This is a genomic window from Pedobacter sp. BG31 (assembly GCF_042464845.1).
GTDB lineage: Bacteria > Bacteroidota > Bacteroidia > Sphingobacteriales > Sphingobacteriaceae > Pedobacter > Pedobacter suwonensis.
In genome coordinates this window covers 209,092-225,664 of record NZ_JBHNZK010000002.1, presented here as the reverse complement: position 1 = coordinate 225,664, position 16,573 = coordinate 209,092, and the positions used below count along the sequence as shown (strand labels likewise).

Below are 16,573 nucleotides of genomic sequence, written 5' to 3'. Positions count from 1 at the left end.
TACACCATAAACCTTTTTTACCCCTTATTAATGGTATAAGTAAAATTAATTGTGGCTGAACGGCCTAAAATATTCGATACGGAGCAGTATTTATCGAAAGTCATGGCTAATGCACGCTCTACTTTCTGGGTGCTTAAATCACCGAATAAATCGAAGCGAATATCAATTACATCAAAAATCGGCGGCATTTCTTCCTCTTTTCTTGTGGCATTTATAGCGATTTTAATATCATCAAGCGGCTCCTTCTGCTTGGTAAGCACATTTACCATATCAATGCCACTACAGCCCCCTAATCCGATCAGTAACATTTCCATCGGCCTGAAACCTTTTCCCTCGCCACCAATAGCCGCTTTTGCATCCAGCTCTACCGTAAAACCGCTCTCGTTTTCTGCTTCAAAATTAAATTTCCCGCTCTTGCGGACTAGATTTATATTCATTTTGTTAGTATCGAGTATTTAGTATCAAGAATCAAGACGCATTTGCTTTAGTCTTTCTGCTTTAACCTTTAAGCTCTATTTAAATATTATAATAAACTATATTGTTTTCTTCCAGTTCAGGCAATTTAACCGGATGGTCAAACATTGCAAAAACCGACGAACCGCTGCCACTCATTAAAGCGAATGTTGCGCCTGCATCGTATAAACTGGTTTTTATTTGACGAATTTGGGGATACTTTGCGAATACCGATGGCTCGAAATCGTTGATAACCTTATTTTTCCATGTTGTTGGATGCAAATGTATCATTTCTTTTAACGATTGCAAAGGTTTTTGCGGTTTTACATGGGCGTAGGCATCGGCCGTGCTGACCTGTACAGGCGGCTTAACCAAAACTTTAAACCAGGCTGACAAATCTACTTCGCACTTTTCAAATTCATCCCCCTTACCAAAGGCATAAACAGGTTTGTTTTCAATAAAAAATGCGCAGTCAGCGCCTAATTGACGAGCATAGCCCTCCATTTTATCAACAGACAGCCCCAAACTGAATTTATCATTTAAAAGTTTGATCAGAAAAGCACAATCTGCTGATCCGCCACCTAAACCTGCGCCAACCGGAATGTTTTTTAACAAATTAATTTGCTGAGCAGGAATATCATAATCCTTTTTCACTAACTGATAAGCTTTGAAACACAGGTTATCATTCGGATCGCCGGGGATATCAATACCATGAATTTTGCAGGAAGTTACTGCTGCATCGGTAATCTCAACCGCGTCCTTAATATTAATCGGATAAAATACCGTTTCGAGGTTATGGTAACCATCGACACGTTTTTCGGTGATATTTAAACCTAGGTTGATTTTTGCGTTTGGGAAAGATAGCATATTAGTCCAGAGTCGTGAGTCGTAAGTCTTGAATCCTAATTGCAAACATACAAATTTTATGTAGTAGGTCCCGGCTTCACGCTGGGACTACCCATATTAAGTAACCCATGTTAGTAATTTATAAGTGTGCATAAAAATGATTCCCAACACCTGATAAATTTTAGATATTTGTAATTAATTATTTATTTAGAATTTAAAGCCCCAAAAGGGGTTTGGGGTGTATGAAACAATATTTAGATTTAATGCAGCATGTGCTTGATCATGGCGCGCAAAAGCACGACCGTACGGGCACCGGAACCATAAGCGTTTTTGGCTATCAGATGCGTTTTAACCTTCAGGAAGGCTTTCCTATGGTGACGACAAAAAAACTGCACTTAAAATCTATTATCCACGAACTGATCTGGTTTTTAAGTGGCGACACCAATATTAAATACCTGAAAGACAATTGTGTGCGCATCTGGGATGAATGGGCTGACGAAAACGGTAACCTGGGACCGGTTTATGGTTCGCAATGGAGAAGCTGGCCCACGCCAGACGGACAGCACATCGATCAGATTACCAATATCATTAACACCATAAAAAACAATCCCGATTCTCGCAGGATTATTGTTTCTGCCTGGAATGTAGCTGAAATAGAACATATGGCTTTGCCTCCTTGTCACGCTTTTTTTCAATTCTATGTGGCTGATGGAAAGTTAAGCTGCCAGTTATATCAGCGAAGTGCCGACATTTTTTTGGGTGTACCGTTTAACATTGCTTCTTATGCGCTACTCACCATGATGGTGGCTCAGGTTTGCGGTCTTGAAGCCGGAGATTTTATCCATACCCTGGGCGATGCGCATTTGTACAACAACCATATTGAACAGGCCAAGCTTCAGTTAAGCCGCGAGCCTAAACCACTTCCAACAATGAAAATCAATCCCGAAGTAAAAAGCATTTTTGATTTTAAGTTTGAAGATTTCACATTGGAGAATTACGAGGCGCATCCTCATATTAAAGGTATTGTTGCGGTGTAAACTTATTAAAAAATATTGATCAACTAAATAGATTGCTTCACCCCCTCTTCACATCCCTTGCTTCAGTTCGCAATGACGCTCTCATTGTCGTCATTGCGAGGAGGAACGACGAAGCAATCTTTTTAAAACATGACATAATCAGTCATAACACTTTAGTCTACAATTTATGACCAATAAACCGAAAAACCTCTCCATCGCCGTAGCAATAGGCGAAAATTACGCAATAGGTAAAAATAACCAGCTTTTGTGGCACATGCCGGCTGATTTAAGGTTTTTTAAACAAACAACATCTGGACACACCGTGATCATGGGTCGCAAGACGTTTGATTCTGTAGGCAAGCCGCTACCAAACCGCAGGAACATTGTGATTACCAGAGATACTGAATTAAAAATTGAAGGTGTTGAAGTGGTAAATAGCTTAGACGAAGCGTTAGCAATCAGCAAGACAGAAGAAAAATCAGTATTCATTGTTGGAGGGGCAGAGATTTACAGACAGGCATTACCTAAAACGCAAACACTTTATTTAACCACCATTCATCATCGTTTTGAGGCTGATACTTTTTTCCCGGAAATTGATCGGAAAGAATGGAAGGTGATCAGCAGCGAAGCCCATAAAGCCGACGAAAAAAACAAGTATGATTATACTTTTGAGGTTTTAGAAAGAATTTAGTTCAAGTTAACCGCAAAGAACACAGAGATTTTCGCAAAGAACGCAGAGCATCTTCTTTACCAGTTATCCTTTGCGAATAGAACCACTACCCCTGCCACCTAAACCCGATGGCAGTGAGCATGAAGCGCAGCGAAATAAAATGTACAGCGGGACTTTCGGAGCCTAAGAAACACAGGTATTGCTTTTTAATAAGAAATCTATTACTTTGTCTTTTTCTAAGAACCCATCTATGAAAGATGCTTCGTGCCTCAGCATGACAGAAGAAAAAGATTAAAACATGACCAGGTTAGAATAAAGCCTAAAGCTGCTGTAATTGCTTTCCAAATCTATCTCATTTTAAACTTAGTCCTCCGAAATGAATTCTGCGTAATGAATCTTAAAGGAATATTGCCCCGCAAAAATTAATCTTAATAAATTATCAATTAAGGGGTTCTATAATTTAAAAATTTAATTAGATTTGCCGACTTGTTAAAAAACAGCGAAAGACAAATTATTTTAAACAAACAATGCAAGGAAAAGGTTTTATTAAGTTTATAGCGATAGTATTGGCTATCGTTTGTGCGTATGCACTTTCTTTTACTTTGGTGGCATCCAAGGTAGAAAAAGACGCGAAAAACTATGCGAAAGGTGACTTAGCCAAAGAAAAGGCTTACTTAGATTCGATGAGTACCGAAAAAGTTTATCCAGTTGTTGGGTTTACTTATCAAGAGGTAAAAGCGAAAGAGATTAATTTGGGTCTGGACTTGAAAGGCGGAATGAACGTAACGATGGAGATATCGTTAGCAGAGTTGGTTAAATCATTGGCAGGCAACCCTACTGATGCAAATTTCAACAAAGCAATTCAAAACGCGCAGATCAAATTAAATGCCGGTGGTAAAGATTACATCAAAATTTTTGTTGATGAATTCGAAAAATTAAGCCCTGGAGTAAAACTTGCAGATTATTTTTCTAATCAGGATAACGCATCTCAGTTAAAACCTAATGCAAGCAATAATGAAGTTGAATCGTTCTTGGAAAAAGAAGCAACCAGTGCTATCGATCGTTCATTTACTGTTTTACGTTCACGTATTGATGGTTTCGGGGTAGTTAGTCCGAACATGCAAAAACAAGAAGGCAGTAACCGGATCTTAATCGAAATGCCAGGTGTACAAGATAAAGAACGTATTGCTAAACTTTTACAGGGTTCTGCCGAATTACAATTCTGGCAGGTATACCAGGTTCAGGAAGTTGCACCATTGTTAGAAAACATTAATAAAATTTTAGCGGCAACATTAAAAACCGATGCTCCGGCAGCTAAAGATACCACCGCTGCTCCTGCCGCTGGCGGTAAATTGGCGGGCTTAGAAAAAGCCGCTGCTAAAGATTCTTCAGCTAAAGGCGGCAAACTTGCCGGCCTGGGCAAAAAAGATTCGACTGCAGTTAGAGCCGAATTGATAAAATCCAACCCATTGTATGCTGTTCTTAACCTTCCTATTTATCAAGGCGAAAACGGACAACAACAGTTAATGCCGGGCGCAGTTGTAGGTATGTCTTTACAAAAAGATACTGCAAAGGTTAATGCTTACCTAAAACTTCCTGAAGTTGCTGCATCTATTCCATCAACGATGAAATTCATGTGGAGCGTTAAACCTCGGGAAGGCTCGAAAGTTTTTGAATTATATGCCATTAAAATGGTTAGTGCAGATGGTAAACCAGACTTAGGTGGTGAGGCAATCAGCGATTCGCGTGCTGACTTTGACCAAAAAGGCAAACCGGAAGTAACCATGTACATGACCAGCGAAGGTGCTGCAAAATGGAAAAAAATTACTGCTGAAGCTGCAGCTGATCCAAATAACAAAAAATCAATCGCCATTGTATTGGATAATCAGGTTTATTCTGCCCCTACCGTACAAAATGAGATTGCCGGTGGCGTTTCATCAATCACCGGTAACTTTACACAGGCCGATACCAAAGATTTATCAAACATCTTAAAAGCTGGTAAATTACCTGCTCCTGCACGTATTGCTGGTAGTTACATCGTTGGTCCAACATTAGGTGCACAGGCTATTCATGATGGATTAATCTCATTTGTAATTGCCTTTATCGTTATCCTGATCTTCATGGCGTTATACTATCACCGTGCAGGCTGGGTGGCTAACTTTGCCTTGTTAATCAACTTATTCTTCATCATTGGTATCCTGGTATCACTTGGTGCAGTATTAACCTTACCTGGTATTGCCGGTATCGTATTAACCATTGGTTTATCGGTAGATGCGAACATCCTTATTTTTGAACGTGTACGTGAAGAGCTTGCCCATGGCAAGAATACTGCTTCAGCAATTCAAGAAGGTTTCAAACATGCGATGCCTTCCATTATCGACTCAAACGTAACCTTGTTTATTTTAGGTGCTATTCTTTACGTTTTCGGTAGCGGTCCGGTTCAGGGTTTTGCCACTACATTATGTATTGGTATCCTATCTTCATTATTTGCAGCTGTAGCCATTTCGAGAGTAGTTTTCGAATCGTTGTTAAACCGCAAAATCGATGTAAGTTTCGATAACAGCCTTACCCGTAATGCATTTAAAAACTTAGCCTTCAACTTTGTTGGCCGTCGTAAAATCTATTACATTATCTCTACCATCATCATTGTTGCAGGTATCGGTATGTACTTCAAAAATGGTGGTTTAAACTTAGGTGTGGATTTTAAAGGAGGTAGAACTTATTTAGTTCACTTTGATAAAGCTGTTAATACTGAAGATTTAAAAACAAAGTTAAACCCGGTTTTCGGTAACGAAACGCCAGAGGTGAAAACTGCAGGTGAAGATAGTCAGGTAAAAATCACTACTACTTTCCACATCGAAGATCAGGACATTAAAACGGATAAAGTTGTAGAAGATGCTTTAAATAAAGGACTAGCAGGTTCAAAATATGAAATTGTAAGTTCACAAAAAGTAACGCCTATCATTGCAAGTGATATTGTAAACGGTGCTTTCTACGCAGTATTGATTTCGTGTTTGTTCATGTTTATCTACATTGTCGTGCGATTCAAAAAATGGCAATATGGTTTGGGTGCGGTAATCGCATTATTCCACGACGTTTTAATGGTATTGTCTTTCTATACTATTTTAGATGGTGTGATGCCGTTCTCATTGGAAATTGGTCAGGATTTTATCGCCGCAATTTTAACGGTAATGGGTTACACCATGACAGAAACCGTTGTTGTATTCGACCGTATCCGCGAGAAATTAAAAGAGTCTGGCAAAGAAGATTTACATGGCGAAGCGCGTAACAACTTAATCAACTTCGCGTTGAACAGTACCTTAAGCCGTACCATTTTAACTTCATTAACCGTATTCTTTGTATTATTGGTAATCTTCATTTTCGGTGGCGATAGCATCCGCGGATTTATATTCGCCTTGTTAATTGGTCGTATCATTGGTACGTACTCATCACTATGTATTTCTACTCCTATCGTAATCGATTTAGGTAGTTCTGCAGAGAAGAAATAAGATCAAAATATTAAAATATACAAGCGCCTCGGGAAATCGGGGCGCTTTTTTTGTGCCAAACCTTATAGGTTTTTAAAACCCATAAGGTTTAAAAGATAAAAGTCTCAAAGCTTTTTATTTCTTTCGAAAAGCAAGTCCTGTAATTCTTCGGTTCCGATAGTCCTGCTATGCATTCCAATCTTTTAATACGCACTGTTATACCGGAGTACGAAGCACGTGTTTCATCGGTTACAGATGCTTCGTCCCTCAGCATGACAGCAGATTCAGGGCTGTTGCAAATTAAAAAGGATTTCCATTGCTATCAGGTTTAAATCATTTAAGGTGGTGCTAAACACCTGCAAATCCCCCTTCGTCATGGAAACGTTATATATGTGGCAAGAGACTGATTGATACTTCCAAAAAACCTCATTTAATAAACCTTTTAGCTATTTTTTTGTTACGTTAGCATTAGATAAAAGGAGATAAAAATGGATTTACAACTTCCTAAAAGCGAGTACCCGAGAGTAGTTATAGTTGGCGGTGGATTTGGTGGTATTGAATTAGCAAAACGTTTAAAGAACAAACCTTTTCAGGTAGTGATGCTTGATAAGCATAATTATCACACGTTCCAACCCCTACTCTATCAGGTAGCTACAGGAGGTTTAGAAGCCGATTCGATCGCGTTCCCTTTAAGAAAGATTTTTAAGGGTCAAAAGAACCTGATTTTTCGCGTAACCAAAGTTACGGAAGTGAATGCAGCAGAAAACTGTTTACAAACTGATATTGGCAGAATTAAATATGATTATCTGGTTATCGCTACAGGTTCTACCAGTAATTTTTTTGGCAATAAAGAAATCGAGGCCAATTCAATGCCCATGAAATCTATACCGGAAGCACTGGATTTGAGAAGTTTGATTTTACAGAATTTCGAAAAATCGCTGATCGAAAAAGATCCGGATAAGAAAAATGCACTGTTAAACTTTGTGGTGGTTGGTGGTGGCCCAACGGGCGTTGAAACATCCGGCGCCATTGCAGAGCTTAAAAAACATGTTATTCCAAATGATTATCCGGAAATGGATTTAAGCAAGGTTAATATATACCTGATTGAAAATTCGCCGGAATTATTAGGCGTAATGTCGCCACAGGCACAGAAAAAAGCCAAAGATTTCCTTACCGATATGGGTGTACAGATTATGAACGAAACCCGGGTATTAGGTTATGACGGGCTAAAACTCAGCTTACAGGATAAAGCGCCTATTTTAAGTTCTACGGTAATCTGGAGTGCAGGTGTAAAAGGAGAACTATTGGCCGGTTTAGACCAGGCAGAAGTTGTTCGTGGAGGCCGGTTGAAAACCGACACTCAAAATTTAGTGGTAGGTTATCAAAACGTATACGCCATTGGCGACGTAGCCGCTATTATTGATGAAGAAACACCTAATGGTCACCCGGGAGTTGCGCCGGCAGCCATCCAACAGGGACATCATCTGGCCAAAAACCTGATCAACATCAAAGAAAATAAACCTTTAGAGAAATTTAAATATTTCGATAAAGGTTCAATGGCTACAGTGGGCAGAAACAAAGCAGTTGTTGATATCGGCAAAATCCGTTTTCAAGGGGTATTCGCCTGGTTTACCTGGATGTTTGTCCACTTAATGACTTTGGTAGGCTTCAGAAATAAGATTATTGTTTTTGTCAATTGGGTTTGGAGTTATTTTAGTTATGATCGGGGCACACGTTTGATTATCAGAACCTTTGCAAAGGACAGAAGTGTGGATTACAGAGCCGAAATACCCTCTGTAAAAGATGAAGTCAAGGTATTTTAGTATTTAAGAGGATTTTTGGGTTAAAGATTGTTTCTTCTTTTCTTAACGGAAAACTTTGCGCAATTTGCGGTTAAACCGAGACTATGAGCCAAAACAATTTCAAATTGATTGAATGTCCGCGCGATGCCATGCAGGGATTGCACAATTTCATTCCGACCGAGCTTAAAGTTGAATATTTAAACCTACTGCTTCAGGTCGGTTTTGACACGCTTGATTTTGGAAGTTTTGTTTCTCCCAAAGCCATTCCGCAGATGGCCGACACCGCTGAAGTTTTAGCAAAGCTGGATTTAAGCAATACAAATACTAAACTGTTGGCTATTGTAGCGAATTTAAGGGGTGTAGAAGATGCAATAAAGCATGAAGCAGTTGATTACCTCGGATTTCCGTTTTCGATCTCTGAAACCTTTCAACAGCGCAATACCAATTCCTGCATAATGCAGTCTTTAAATACGGTTGAAGAAATGCTTTCACTTTGTGCAAAAAAAAATAAGAAGGCGGTCATTTATCTATCTATGGGTTTTGGGAATCCTTATGGAGATGAATGGAATTACGGGATTGTAGAACAATGGGCTGATGTATTAGTGAGCAAAGGAGCGGAAATTCTATCGCTTGCTGATACGGTAGGCGTTTCCACGCCTGAAAAGATAGAAAACATATTACCAAAACTAATTTCAAAATTCAAAAATACCGAGATCGGCATTCATTTACACTCCACTCCCGCCGATCGTTTCGAGAAAATTGAGGCTGCTTATCGTTCAGGCGTAACCCGCATAGATGCTGCATTGAAAGGATTTGGCGGCTGCCCTATGGCTGCCGATGACCTTACGGGCAATATTGCTACGGAAGATGTAATTAGCTATCTGAACTCGAAAGAAGAAATCCTAAGTCTCAATATGGATAAATGGAAGGAGGCAATTGCTTTCTCTGTTAAAATATTTGGATAGGTAATTTTTGATCCACCCCATAACAAAAATTCGTCATTATAAGGCACGAAGCAATCCTACTACTTTGGTTGGGTAGATAAATTGATACGGCTATCACTTTAAGATTGCCAGCCTGTTGCCAGCAGACTTCGTTGGCAGAAAAAGCATCCTCGAAATGACGGAAACTACGCATCCAATCCATCATATAAATCAATCCAATTTGGATTTTTGGATACAATTAAATCTATTTTCTGTTGTCGGTTTCCCCCTTTTATTCTTTTTTCCTCATTAATAGCCTCTTCAATTCCGAAAAAAAATGCATAATAAACCAATTTGTAACATTTATATCTTGAAGTAAAGCTATTTGGAAACTCGTTATTTTTATGTTGCCATACCCTACCCTGTAAATCAGAAGTTACGCCCGTGTAAAATACGGTATTAAAGGAATTTGCCATGATATATATGCAGCCTCCTCTTTCCATATTAGTTCTGTTTAGTAATTAAGACCTAATGAGTGGTCTAGCGATCGCATTAAGATTGCTTCGTTCCTCGCAATGACGATACAATTTTCAAACTTGCTTCACCATTTTAAAATGCTGTATGCCAGCTTCCTCAAACTGATCCCCTTCCGCAACAAAACCAAATTTGGCGTACAAACTCATGGCATCTAATTGTGAGTTTAGGTAAATATAATGCGCATCTTCCGGCAAATCAGATAAAGCCTCAGCGATCAGTGCCCGGCCTACCCCTTGCCCTCTAAACTCCTTTAAAACAGCAAAACGCTCTAATTTATAACCTTTGTCCGTTTTACGCCACCTACATGCACCACAAGGCTGTCCGTTATTGGTGGCCAGAAAATGTATTGATTCGTCCTCATGCTCCCATTCCAGCTCTGGCGGACAATTCTGTTCATCTACAAAAACAATTTTACGGATCGCAAATACTTTATCTAAATCTTCGGGATGGTTAACTTTTTGAACGTGCAGACTCATTATCGTGTTTTTTAAAGTGTTGATTTGATTTTACTTTTATTTCATTCAGTTGCTTCGCAACATCTATTGAATGCGAGCAATGAATATCGGCCTCTTTTTTGGCAAGTGTAGCAATCGCAACGTAAAATTTATGCAATTGATCCAATTCTTTTTCGCTCAGATCTTCAATATCTACCATGCGGTTACTCGCACCTTGTTGCGCGGCAATTAACTCGTTCAATTTTAGCTGGATCGCTTTCCCGTCTTTATTCTGCGCTTTCTGGATTAGAAATACCATTAAAAAGGTAATAATTGTTGTTCCGGTATTAATTACCAGTTGCCATGTTTCAGAGTAATTGAATATCGGGCCACTCACCGCCCAAATTACAACAATTGCTGTTGCACTGATAAATGCTGCAGAACTCCCGGTAAACTTGGTTGCCGCGTTAGCAAATTTTTCAAAAAAATTGTTGCTTTTATTATTGCTTTTAGATTTTGTCATCACCATTTGTTTGCTTAAAGATACCATAAAACAAACAAAAGCGCCATAAGTTTTAAACCTATGGCGCTTTCGCTAATGTTGTAATATTGAAAGATTGAAAAGTTGCAACGTTACAATCTTTTAACGTTTTAAGCTCTTAGAGCTTATCGTTAACGTTAATACAGTTTAAGTCTTCAAAAGCGGCAGTTAAACGCTTAACAAAAGCTTCTTCTCCTTTACGTAACCATACACGTGGATCGTAATATTTTTTGTTTGGCTTATCATCGCCGTCAGGATTACCGATCTGGCCTTGAAGATAACCTTCATTCTTTTTGTAATATTCTAAAATACCTTCCCAGAATGCCCATTGCATATCCGTATCAATATTCATTTTAATTGCACCATAAGAAATGGCTTCCCTGATCTCTTCCTGAGATGAACCGGAACCACCGTGGAATACGAAATTGATTGGTTTCTCGGCTGTTAAGCTGAATTTTTCTTTGATAAAATCCTGAGAGTTTTTCAAAATTACCGGTTGCAATTTTACGTTACCCGGTTTATAAACACCATGTACGTTACCAAAAGCTGCAGCAACCGTAAAACGAGGAGAAACTTTGCTTAACTCTTCGTAAGCATAAGCGACTTCACTAGGTTGTGTATATAATTTCGAGCTATCTACATCGCTGTTATCCACACCATCTTCTTCACCACCCGTTACACCAAGCTCGATTTCGATAGTCATGTTCATTTTAGCCATACGTGCTAAGTATTTAGCAGAAATTTCCATGTTTTCTTCGATAGACTCTTCCGATAAATCTAACATATGAGATGAAAACAAAGGCTTGCCGGTTTCAGCGAAGAATTTTTCGCCGTGATCCAATAATCCATCAATCCATGGCAACAATTTTTTAGCTGCGTGGTCGGTGTGTAAAACCACAGCAACACCATAATGTTCTGCCAATAAATGTACATGTTTAGCTGCTGATACAGCACCTAGAATGCATGCTTGTAATTTCTCATTATCCAACGATTTACCAGCATAAAACTGGGCACCACCATTAGATAGTTGAATCATAACAGGCGAATTTACTGCCTTTGCAGTTTCCATTACCGCATTTACCGTATTGGTACCGGTAACATTTACTGCTGGTAAAGCAAACTGATGTTTTTTAGCCTGCTCAAATAATTCCTGAACGGCATCTCCGTAAATTACGCCTTTGTAGCCTTTTAAACTCATTTCTTGTTAATTTTATTAAGTCCGAAGTTATAAAAAAAATTAACATTACCAGCTTTTGTAACAACAGAATTATCTGCCTAAAAGCAAAACAAAGCCTGTTTAGTGTAAAAAACACATTATCCTTAGTGTAAAAAAGACACACCTTTAGAAATAATCAATTTACAAGGAATTTTAACAAACAACCAAAATCCGGTGTACAATGATCAAATGCCAACAATTAATGTTCCGATTTACGAGTTTAATCATTGTGATTTGAATATTGATCATTAATTATTGATCATTGCGATTTGATCATTGGTAATTCTTTATCTTAATTTTATTTTTCGTTTCTTTGCAATCCAATTCTTCAAAAAATTATATGGCTTGGTTTAAGAGAGAAAAAAAAGGTATCATTACTACAACAGAGGAGAAAAAAGAAGCACCGGATGGGTTGTGGAATAAATGTCCGAATTGCAAAAAACCGCTACATCAGGCAGAGCTTCAGGAAAACAAATATGTTTGCCACTATTGCAGCTACCATCTGAGAGTAGGCTCTAAAGAATATTTCGAGGTTTTATTTGATAATAATCAGTTTAAAGAGTTGTTTCCTAACCTCACTTCGGGCGACCCTTTAAATTTTAACGATAACAAACCTTATACCGATAGAATTAAAGAAAGTCAGGCTAAAACAGGCTTAAAAGATGCGATCCGTTCGGCGGTTGGTAAAATTGAGGGAGAAGACATCGTGATTGCCTGCATGGATTTTGCTTTTATTGGCGGTTCAATGGGCTCAGTTGTAGGTGAAAAGATCGCAAGATCGATCGATTATAGCATTAAACATAAAGTTCCGTTCCTCATGATCTCAAAATCAGGTGGTGCACGGATGATGGAAGCTGCATTTTCATTAATGCAAATGGCTAAAACGTCAGCGAAACTGGCTTTATTAAGTCAGGCAAAAATTCCATATATCTCTTTATTGACCGATCCAACTACTGGCGGTGTAACGGCTTCTTATGCCATGTTAGGCGATATCAATATTGCAGAACCAGGCGCATTAATCGGTTTTGCAGGTCCGCGGGTAATTAAAGAAACCATTAAAAAAGATCTGCCTAAAGGTTTCCAGACTTCAGAATTTGTGTTGGAACATGGCTTCCTGGATTTTATTGTAGATAGAAGGGCCATGAAAGCTAAACTGGGCGCATTTGTAAAAATGATGAACAATTAGTTGGTTCAGTAGTTCATTGGTCATTAGTCATTGGTTTATTAATCATTGGTCATTGGTCATTAGTTAATTGGTCATTGGTCCATTAGTCATTGCTTTATTGGTGATTAGTGAAAGTCTCCAATGAATAAATAAACATTATAAAAAAAGCAGGATTTGAATAACTTAGGTTAAATCAGTCCTGCTTTTTGCTTTAAGCACCCGTACACTCCGGGCTTTTCATGGCAATCACATTTATTTAACATGAACTGGTAATTCTTTTGATAAATTTTTCCAGCGAGTGCCTTTACTACAAAGGCTTTAAGCCACAAAGGAAAAGCTGTTATTTATTTAGATGAACTCAGTTACTTGCCTTACGCGTCAGTATGACTCGATAATAGAACGTGTCTTGCAACATTTCCATTAACATCTCACAACCCTACCTCATATTTCATAAATTAGCCTCAACTCATTAACTCTAACTAATTATGAATAAAAAACTACTGTTTTCTGCACTGTTTCTTTGTGCTTCGACCAGTCTTTTTGCACAAGACCGGAAAGTAATTGATAATATCATTAAAGAAGTAAACGAAAATTCTCAATTGGAGAAACTGGCGCACGAACTTTTGGATGTTGTTGGGCCACGATTGGTTGGTTCGCCACAGATGAAACAAGCTAACGACTGGGCGATAAAAAAATATAGCGACTGGGGCATTTCGGCTAAAAACGAAAAGTGGGGCGAATGGGCCGGTTGGGAACGCGGCATTACACACATTGATTTAGTAAGTCCGAGGGTTCGGACATTAGAAGGCACACAATTGGCCTGGAGCCCATCAACCAATGGTAAAACCATTAATGCAGAAGCCATTATCCTTCCGGAAATTACAGATTCGGCATCTTTTCAGAAATGGTTACCCAACGTAAAAGGTAAAATTGTTTTAATTTCAATGAACCAAATATCTGGGCGACCAGAAAAAAATTGGGAAGAATTCGCTACAAAAGATCTTTTTGAAAAATTTAAGAAAGAAAAAGCCAATGCAGCAAAAACATGGACGGCCAATTTAGCTAAAACAGGTCTTACCGCAAGAACACTTCCTGTAGCTTTAGAAAATGCTGGCGCGGTGGCTGTTGTCATCAATAACTGGTCGCAAGGCTTCGGTGTAGACAAGATTTTTGGCGCCAACACCACTAAGGTGCCAACATTAGATTTATCTGTCGAAGATTACGGTTTGGTATATCGTTTGGCTTTAAACGGCAATAAACCGATGCTTAAAATTGAATCAGAATCAAAAAAACTGGGAACTGTACCAACCTTTAATACCATTGCGGAGTTAAAGGGCAAGCAAAAACCAAATGAATATGTGATGCTATCGGCGCATTTCGATTCGTGGGATGGAGCAAGTGGTGCAACAGATAATGGTTCGGGTACCATTTTAATGATGGAAGCCATGCGTATTTTAAAGAAATTTTACCCTAACCCAAAACGCACCATTCTGGTAGGACACTGGGGGAGCGAAGAGCAAGGATTAAATGGTTCGAGGGCATTTGTAGAAGATCATCCGGAAATCGTGAACAACCTGCAGGCGCTGTTTAACCAGGATAATGGTACGGGCCGTGTGGTTAACATCGGCGGACAGGGTTTTGCCAAATCAAAAGATTACATTACCCGTTGGTTGGCAGCCGTACCAGATACCATTAAAAACCAGATCAAAACCAGTTTTCCGGGGACACCGGGCGCAGGCGGTTCTGACTTTGCTTCGTTTGTGGCTGCCGGGGCATTGGGTTACTCTTTAAGTTCTACCAGTTGGGATTATGGCACTTATACCTGGCACACCAACCGCGATAGTTATGATAAACTGGTTTTCGACGAAATCAGAAGTAACGTAATTCTGGCCGCCATCATGGTTTATATGGCTTGTGAAGATCCTGAGAAAACCTCAACCGAAAAAGCAACCGATTTACCTGTAAATGAGCGTACCGGAAAACCAGCAACCTGGCCGGTACAAACAAAATCAAACAGAAAAGGTGGGTTGTAGAGAAAGAATTTTAATATAATTTAAAGGAGCATTTGGAAACAGATGCTCTTTTGGTTTTTTCAAAAAAATGCGACGTGCAACATTATTTAAAAAAGGGTCGTCTTTTAGACAAAAAAATAGGATGGAAAATATAAGTAAAATACTACTCTGTCTTTTATTCGTTTTCACCGGTAACATGTGCTTTTCGCAGTCGCTATCGCAAAATGATTTTATCGAAGACCTGGAGTACATTAAAAAAACTTTACCAAGCAAACACACCAATCTTTTTGCCAAAATAGATTCTTTGGCATTTATTAAAAAGATTGACATGATTGAAATCAAGACGGGTTCTTTAGATTATGAATCATTTAGTGCTGAGTTGTTTAAGCTCACTGTTGCAATTGGTGATGAACACACTTTCATAGAACGAAAATTCACTAAAATACTTCCGATTCAGTTCGAGCTGTTCAAAGAAGGCATCTATGTAAAAGGGATTGATACTACAAATAAAGCGATGTTATACTCGAAGTTATTTGCCATCAACAACATACCTGTTAACAAGATAATTAACTTATTCAAAGAAGTTATATTGAGTGAAAATCAATCTTACTTTAACGATCACCTTTTGCGATATCTTAATAACCCTACATTTTTGAAGGGTTTAGGGATTTTAAATTCCGACCAGAAAGCAGAATTTACTTTAATCGATAAAAATAACATAACTAAAAAGATAACGCTTACTGCGATTACTAGCAATAACATTATGGACCTGCAATTGGACAAAGGCAGTACTGCTTTGCGCGCTCAAGAGAAAAAAGGTCATTACTGGTTCGACTTTAATCCAAGTCTCAAAACCGTATATGTCAATTATAATGAATGTAAGGAAGATCCTGGCAATCCTTTTTTGCAGTTTAACGACGAATTATTTAAAACCATTAATCAATATCAACCCGAAAAGCTAGTGCTTGACATACGGGAAAACAGTGGAGGAAATTCGGGTATTCTATGGCCATTTATAACTGAAATCAAGAAAAGCTACCTCAACAAAAAAGGAAAATTCTTTGTACTTATTGGCAAGAAAACTTTTTCATCAGCTGTAATGAATGCCGTAGAGTTGAAAAAAAACACCAACGCCACATTTATAGGTGAGGCAAGCAGTGGGAATATCAATCATTATGGAGAAGTTAGAGGCTTTAAATTACCAAAATCGAAGATAATTATTGCTTATTCTACCAGATATTGGGAAAACTGGAAAGGTAAAAAAGGTCCACTAAGACCCGATGTAAGAATTAAGTATTCAATTAAAAATTATATACAAGGCAAAGATGAAGCGCTGATAGCAGTAAACAAAATTTAAAAGGGGTTAACGTTATAAAAAAGATTTTATAAAAGCGATTCTTAGCACTTTATAATAACAAAAACAGTAATTGATAAAGGTCCAATGAATTAAGTATTATAAACAAATGGCTT

The 16,573-nt window shown here is 38.5% G+C and carries 14 protein-coding genes; 8 read left to right on the top strand and 6 right to left on the bottom strand.

Annotated features, from left to right (window positions below):
- Positions 1-17: 17 nt before the first annotated feature.
- Positions 18-437 (bottom strand): OsmC family protein, encoded by a 420-nt coding sequence (locus ACFE6N_RS04185; protein WP_378934126.1) that lies wholly within the window; start codon positions 435-437, stop codon positions 18-20.
- Positions 438-516: 79 nt separating this feature from the next.
- A complete protein-coding gene (gene ispE, locus ACFE6N_RS04180) occupies positions 517-1,320 on the bottom strand; it encodes a 4-(cytidine 5'-diphospho)-2-C-methyl-D-erythritol kinase (RefSeq protein WP_378934478.1) in 804 nt (267 codons plus the stop codon).
- Between the two features lie 221 nt (positions 1,321-1,541).
- Between ispE and ACFE6N_RS04175 the strand changes: the two genes are divergently transcribed.
- The 5 genes from ACFE6N_RS04175 (at position 1,542) to ACFE6N_RS04155 (ending at position 9,240) form a co-directional block, all read left to right on the top strand.
- Positions 1,542-2,336, top strand: coding sequence for a thymidylate synthase (locus ACFE6N_RS04175; protein ID WP_378934124.1), 795 nt, complete (start codon positions 1,542-1,544; stop codon positions 2,334-2,336).
- A gap of 166 nt (positions 2,337-2,502) precedes the next feature.
- Positions 2,503-3,006 carry a dihydrofolate reductase gene (locus ACFE6N_RS04170; protein ID WP_378934122.1) on the top strand — a complete coding sequence of 168 codons (504 nt, stop codon included), beginning with the start codon at positions 2,503-2,505 and terminating at the stop codon, positions 3,004-3,006.
- Between the two features lie 506 nt (positions 3,007-3,512).
- Positions 3,513-6,494, top strand: coding sequence for a protein translocase subunit SecDF (gene secDF / locus ACFE6N_RS04165; RefSeq protein WP_378934120.1), 2,982 nt, complete (start codon positions 3,513-3,515; stop codon positions 6,492-6,494).
- A 467-nt stretch (positions 6,495-6,961) separates the two neighbouring features.
- On the top strand, positions 6,962-8,296 hold the full coding sequence (locus tag ACFE6N_RS04160; RefSeq protein ID WP_378934118.1) for an NAD(P)/FAD-dependent oxidoreductase: 1,335 nt from the start codon (positions 6,962-6,964) through the stop codon (positions 8,294-8,296).
- A gap of 83 nt (positions 8,297-8,379) precedes the next feature.
- Positions 8,380-9,240, top strand: coding sequence for a hydroxymethylglutaryl-CoA lyase (locus tag ACFE6N_RS04155; RefSeq protein WP_378934116.1), 861 nt, complete (start codon positions 8,380-8,382; stop codon positions 9,238-9,240).
- A gap of 164 nt (positions 9,241-9,404) precedes the next feature.
- Here ACFE6N_RS04155 and ACFE6N_RS04150 read toward each other — a convergent pair whose 3' ends face one another.
- The 4 genes from ACFE6N_RS04150 to fbaA form a co-directional block, all read right to left on the bottom strand.
- Positions 9,405-9,701: a GIY-YIG nuclease family protein gene (locus ACFE6N_RS04150; protein ID WP_378934114.1), complete on the bottom strand. Its 297-nt coding sequence runs from the start codon at positions 9,699-9,701 to the stop codon at positions 9,405-9,407.
- Between the two features lie 87 nt (positions 9,702-9,788).
- On the bottom strand, positions 9,789-10,211 hold the full coding sequence (locus ACFE6N_RS04145) for a GNAT family N-acetyltransferase (protein WP_378934113.1): 423 nt from the start codon (positions 10,209-10,211) through the stop codon (positions 9,789-9,791).
- Positions 10,186-10,692, bottom strand: coding sequence for a low affinity iron permease family protein (locus tag ACFE6N_RS04140; protein WP_378934111.1), 507 nt, complete (start codon positions 10,690-10,692; stop codon positions 10,186-10,188). The genes ACFE6N_RS04145 and ACFE6N_RS04140 overlap by 26 nt, the downstream gene beginning before the upstream one ends.
- Before the next feature lie 136 nt (positions 10,693-10,828).
- On the bottom strand, positions 10,829-11,908 hold the full coding sequence (gene fbaA, locus ACFE6N_RS04135) for a class II fructose-bisphosphate aldolase (protein ID WP_378934109.1): 1,080 nt from the start codon (positions 11,906-11,908) through the stop codon (positions 10,829-10,831).
- 358 nt (positions 11,909-12,266) lie between these two features.
- Between fbaA and accD the strand changes: the two genes are divergently transcribed.
- From accD to ACFE6N_RS04120, 3 genes are all read left to right on the top strand, one after another.
- Positions 12,267-13,112 (top strand): acetyl-CoA carboxylase, carboxyltransferase subunit beta, encoded by an 846-nt coding sequence (accD, locus tag ACFE6N_RS04130; RefSeq protein WP_090987525.1) that lies wholly within the window; start codon positions 12,267-12,269, stop codon positions 13,110-13,112.
- 464 nt (positions 13,113-13,576) lie between these two features.
- On the top strand, positions 13,577-15,124 hold the full coding sequence (locus tag ACFE6N_RS04125; protein ID WP_378934107.1) for a M20/M25/M40 family metallo-hydrolase: 1,548 nt from the start codon (positions 13,577-13,579) through the stop codon (positions 15,122-15,124).
- Between the two features lie 121 nt (positions 15,125-15,245).
- Entirely contained in the window at positions 15,246-16,460 is a 1,215-nt protein-coding gene (locus tag ACFE6N_RS04120; protein WP_378934105.1) for a hypothetical protein, read from the top strand.
- Positions 16,461-16,573: the final 113 nt, after the last annotated feature.

Bases quoted from the DNA above. Each gene is read 5' to 3' on its own strand.
- ACFE6N_RS04155 (WP_378934116.1), top strand. From the start codon at position 8,380: ATGAGCCAAAACAATTTCAAATTGATTGAATGTCCGCGCGATGCCATG.
- ACFE6N_RS04170 (WP_378934122.1), top strand. From the start codon at position 2,503: ATGACCAATAAACCGAAAAACCTCTCCATCGCCGTAGCAATAGGCGAA.
- fbaA (WP_378934109.1), bottom strand. From the start codon at position 11,908: ATGAGTTTAAAAGGCTACAAAGGCGTAATTTACGGAGATGCCGTTCAG.
- ACFE6N_RS04120 (WP_378934105.1), top strand. From the start codon at position 15,246: ATGGAAAATATAAGTAAAATACTACTCTGTCTTTTATTCGTTTTCACC.
- ACFE6N_RS04145 (WP_378934113.1), bottom strand. From the start codon at position 10,211: ATGAGTCTGCACGTTCAAAAAGTTAACCATCCCGAAGATTTAGATAAA.
- ACFE6N_RS04175 (WP_378934124.1), top strand. From the start codon at position 1,542: ATGAAACAATATTTAGATTTAATGCAGCATGTGCTTGATCATGGCGCG.
- secDF (WP_378934120.1), top strand. From the start codon at position 3,513: ATGCAAGGAAAAGGTTTTATTAAGTTTATAGCGATAGTATTGGCTATC.
- ACFE6N_RS04140 (WP_378934111.1), bottom strand. From the start codon at position 10,692: ATGACAAAATCTAAAAGCAATAATAAAAGCAACAATTTTTTTGAAAAA.
- ACFE6N_RS04160 (WP_378934118.1), top strand. From the start codon at position 6,962: ATGGATTTACAACTTCCTAAAAGCGAGTACCCGAGAGTAGTTATAGTT.
- ispE (WP_378934478.1), bottom strand. From the start codon at position 1,320: ATGCTATCTTTCCCAAACGCAAAAATCAACCTAGGTTTAAATATCACC.
- accD (WP_090987525.1), top strand. From the start codon at position 12,267: ATGGCTTGGTTTAAGAGAGAAAAAAAAGGTATCATTACTACAACAGAG.
- ACFE6N_RS04150 (WP_378934114.1), bottom strand. From the start codon at position 9,701: ATGGAAAGAGGAGGCTGCATATATATCATGGCAAATTCCTTTAATACC.
- ACFE6N_RS04125 (WP_378934107.1), top strand. From the start codon at position 13,577: ATGAATAAAAAACTACTGTTTTCTGCACTGTTTCTTTGTGCTTCGACC.
- ACFE6N_RS04185 (WP_378934126.1), bottom strand. From the start codon at position 437: ATGAATATAAATCTAGTCCGCAAGAGCGGGAAATTTAATTTTGAAGCA.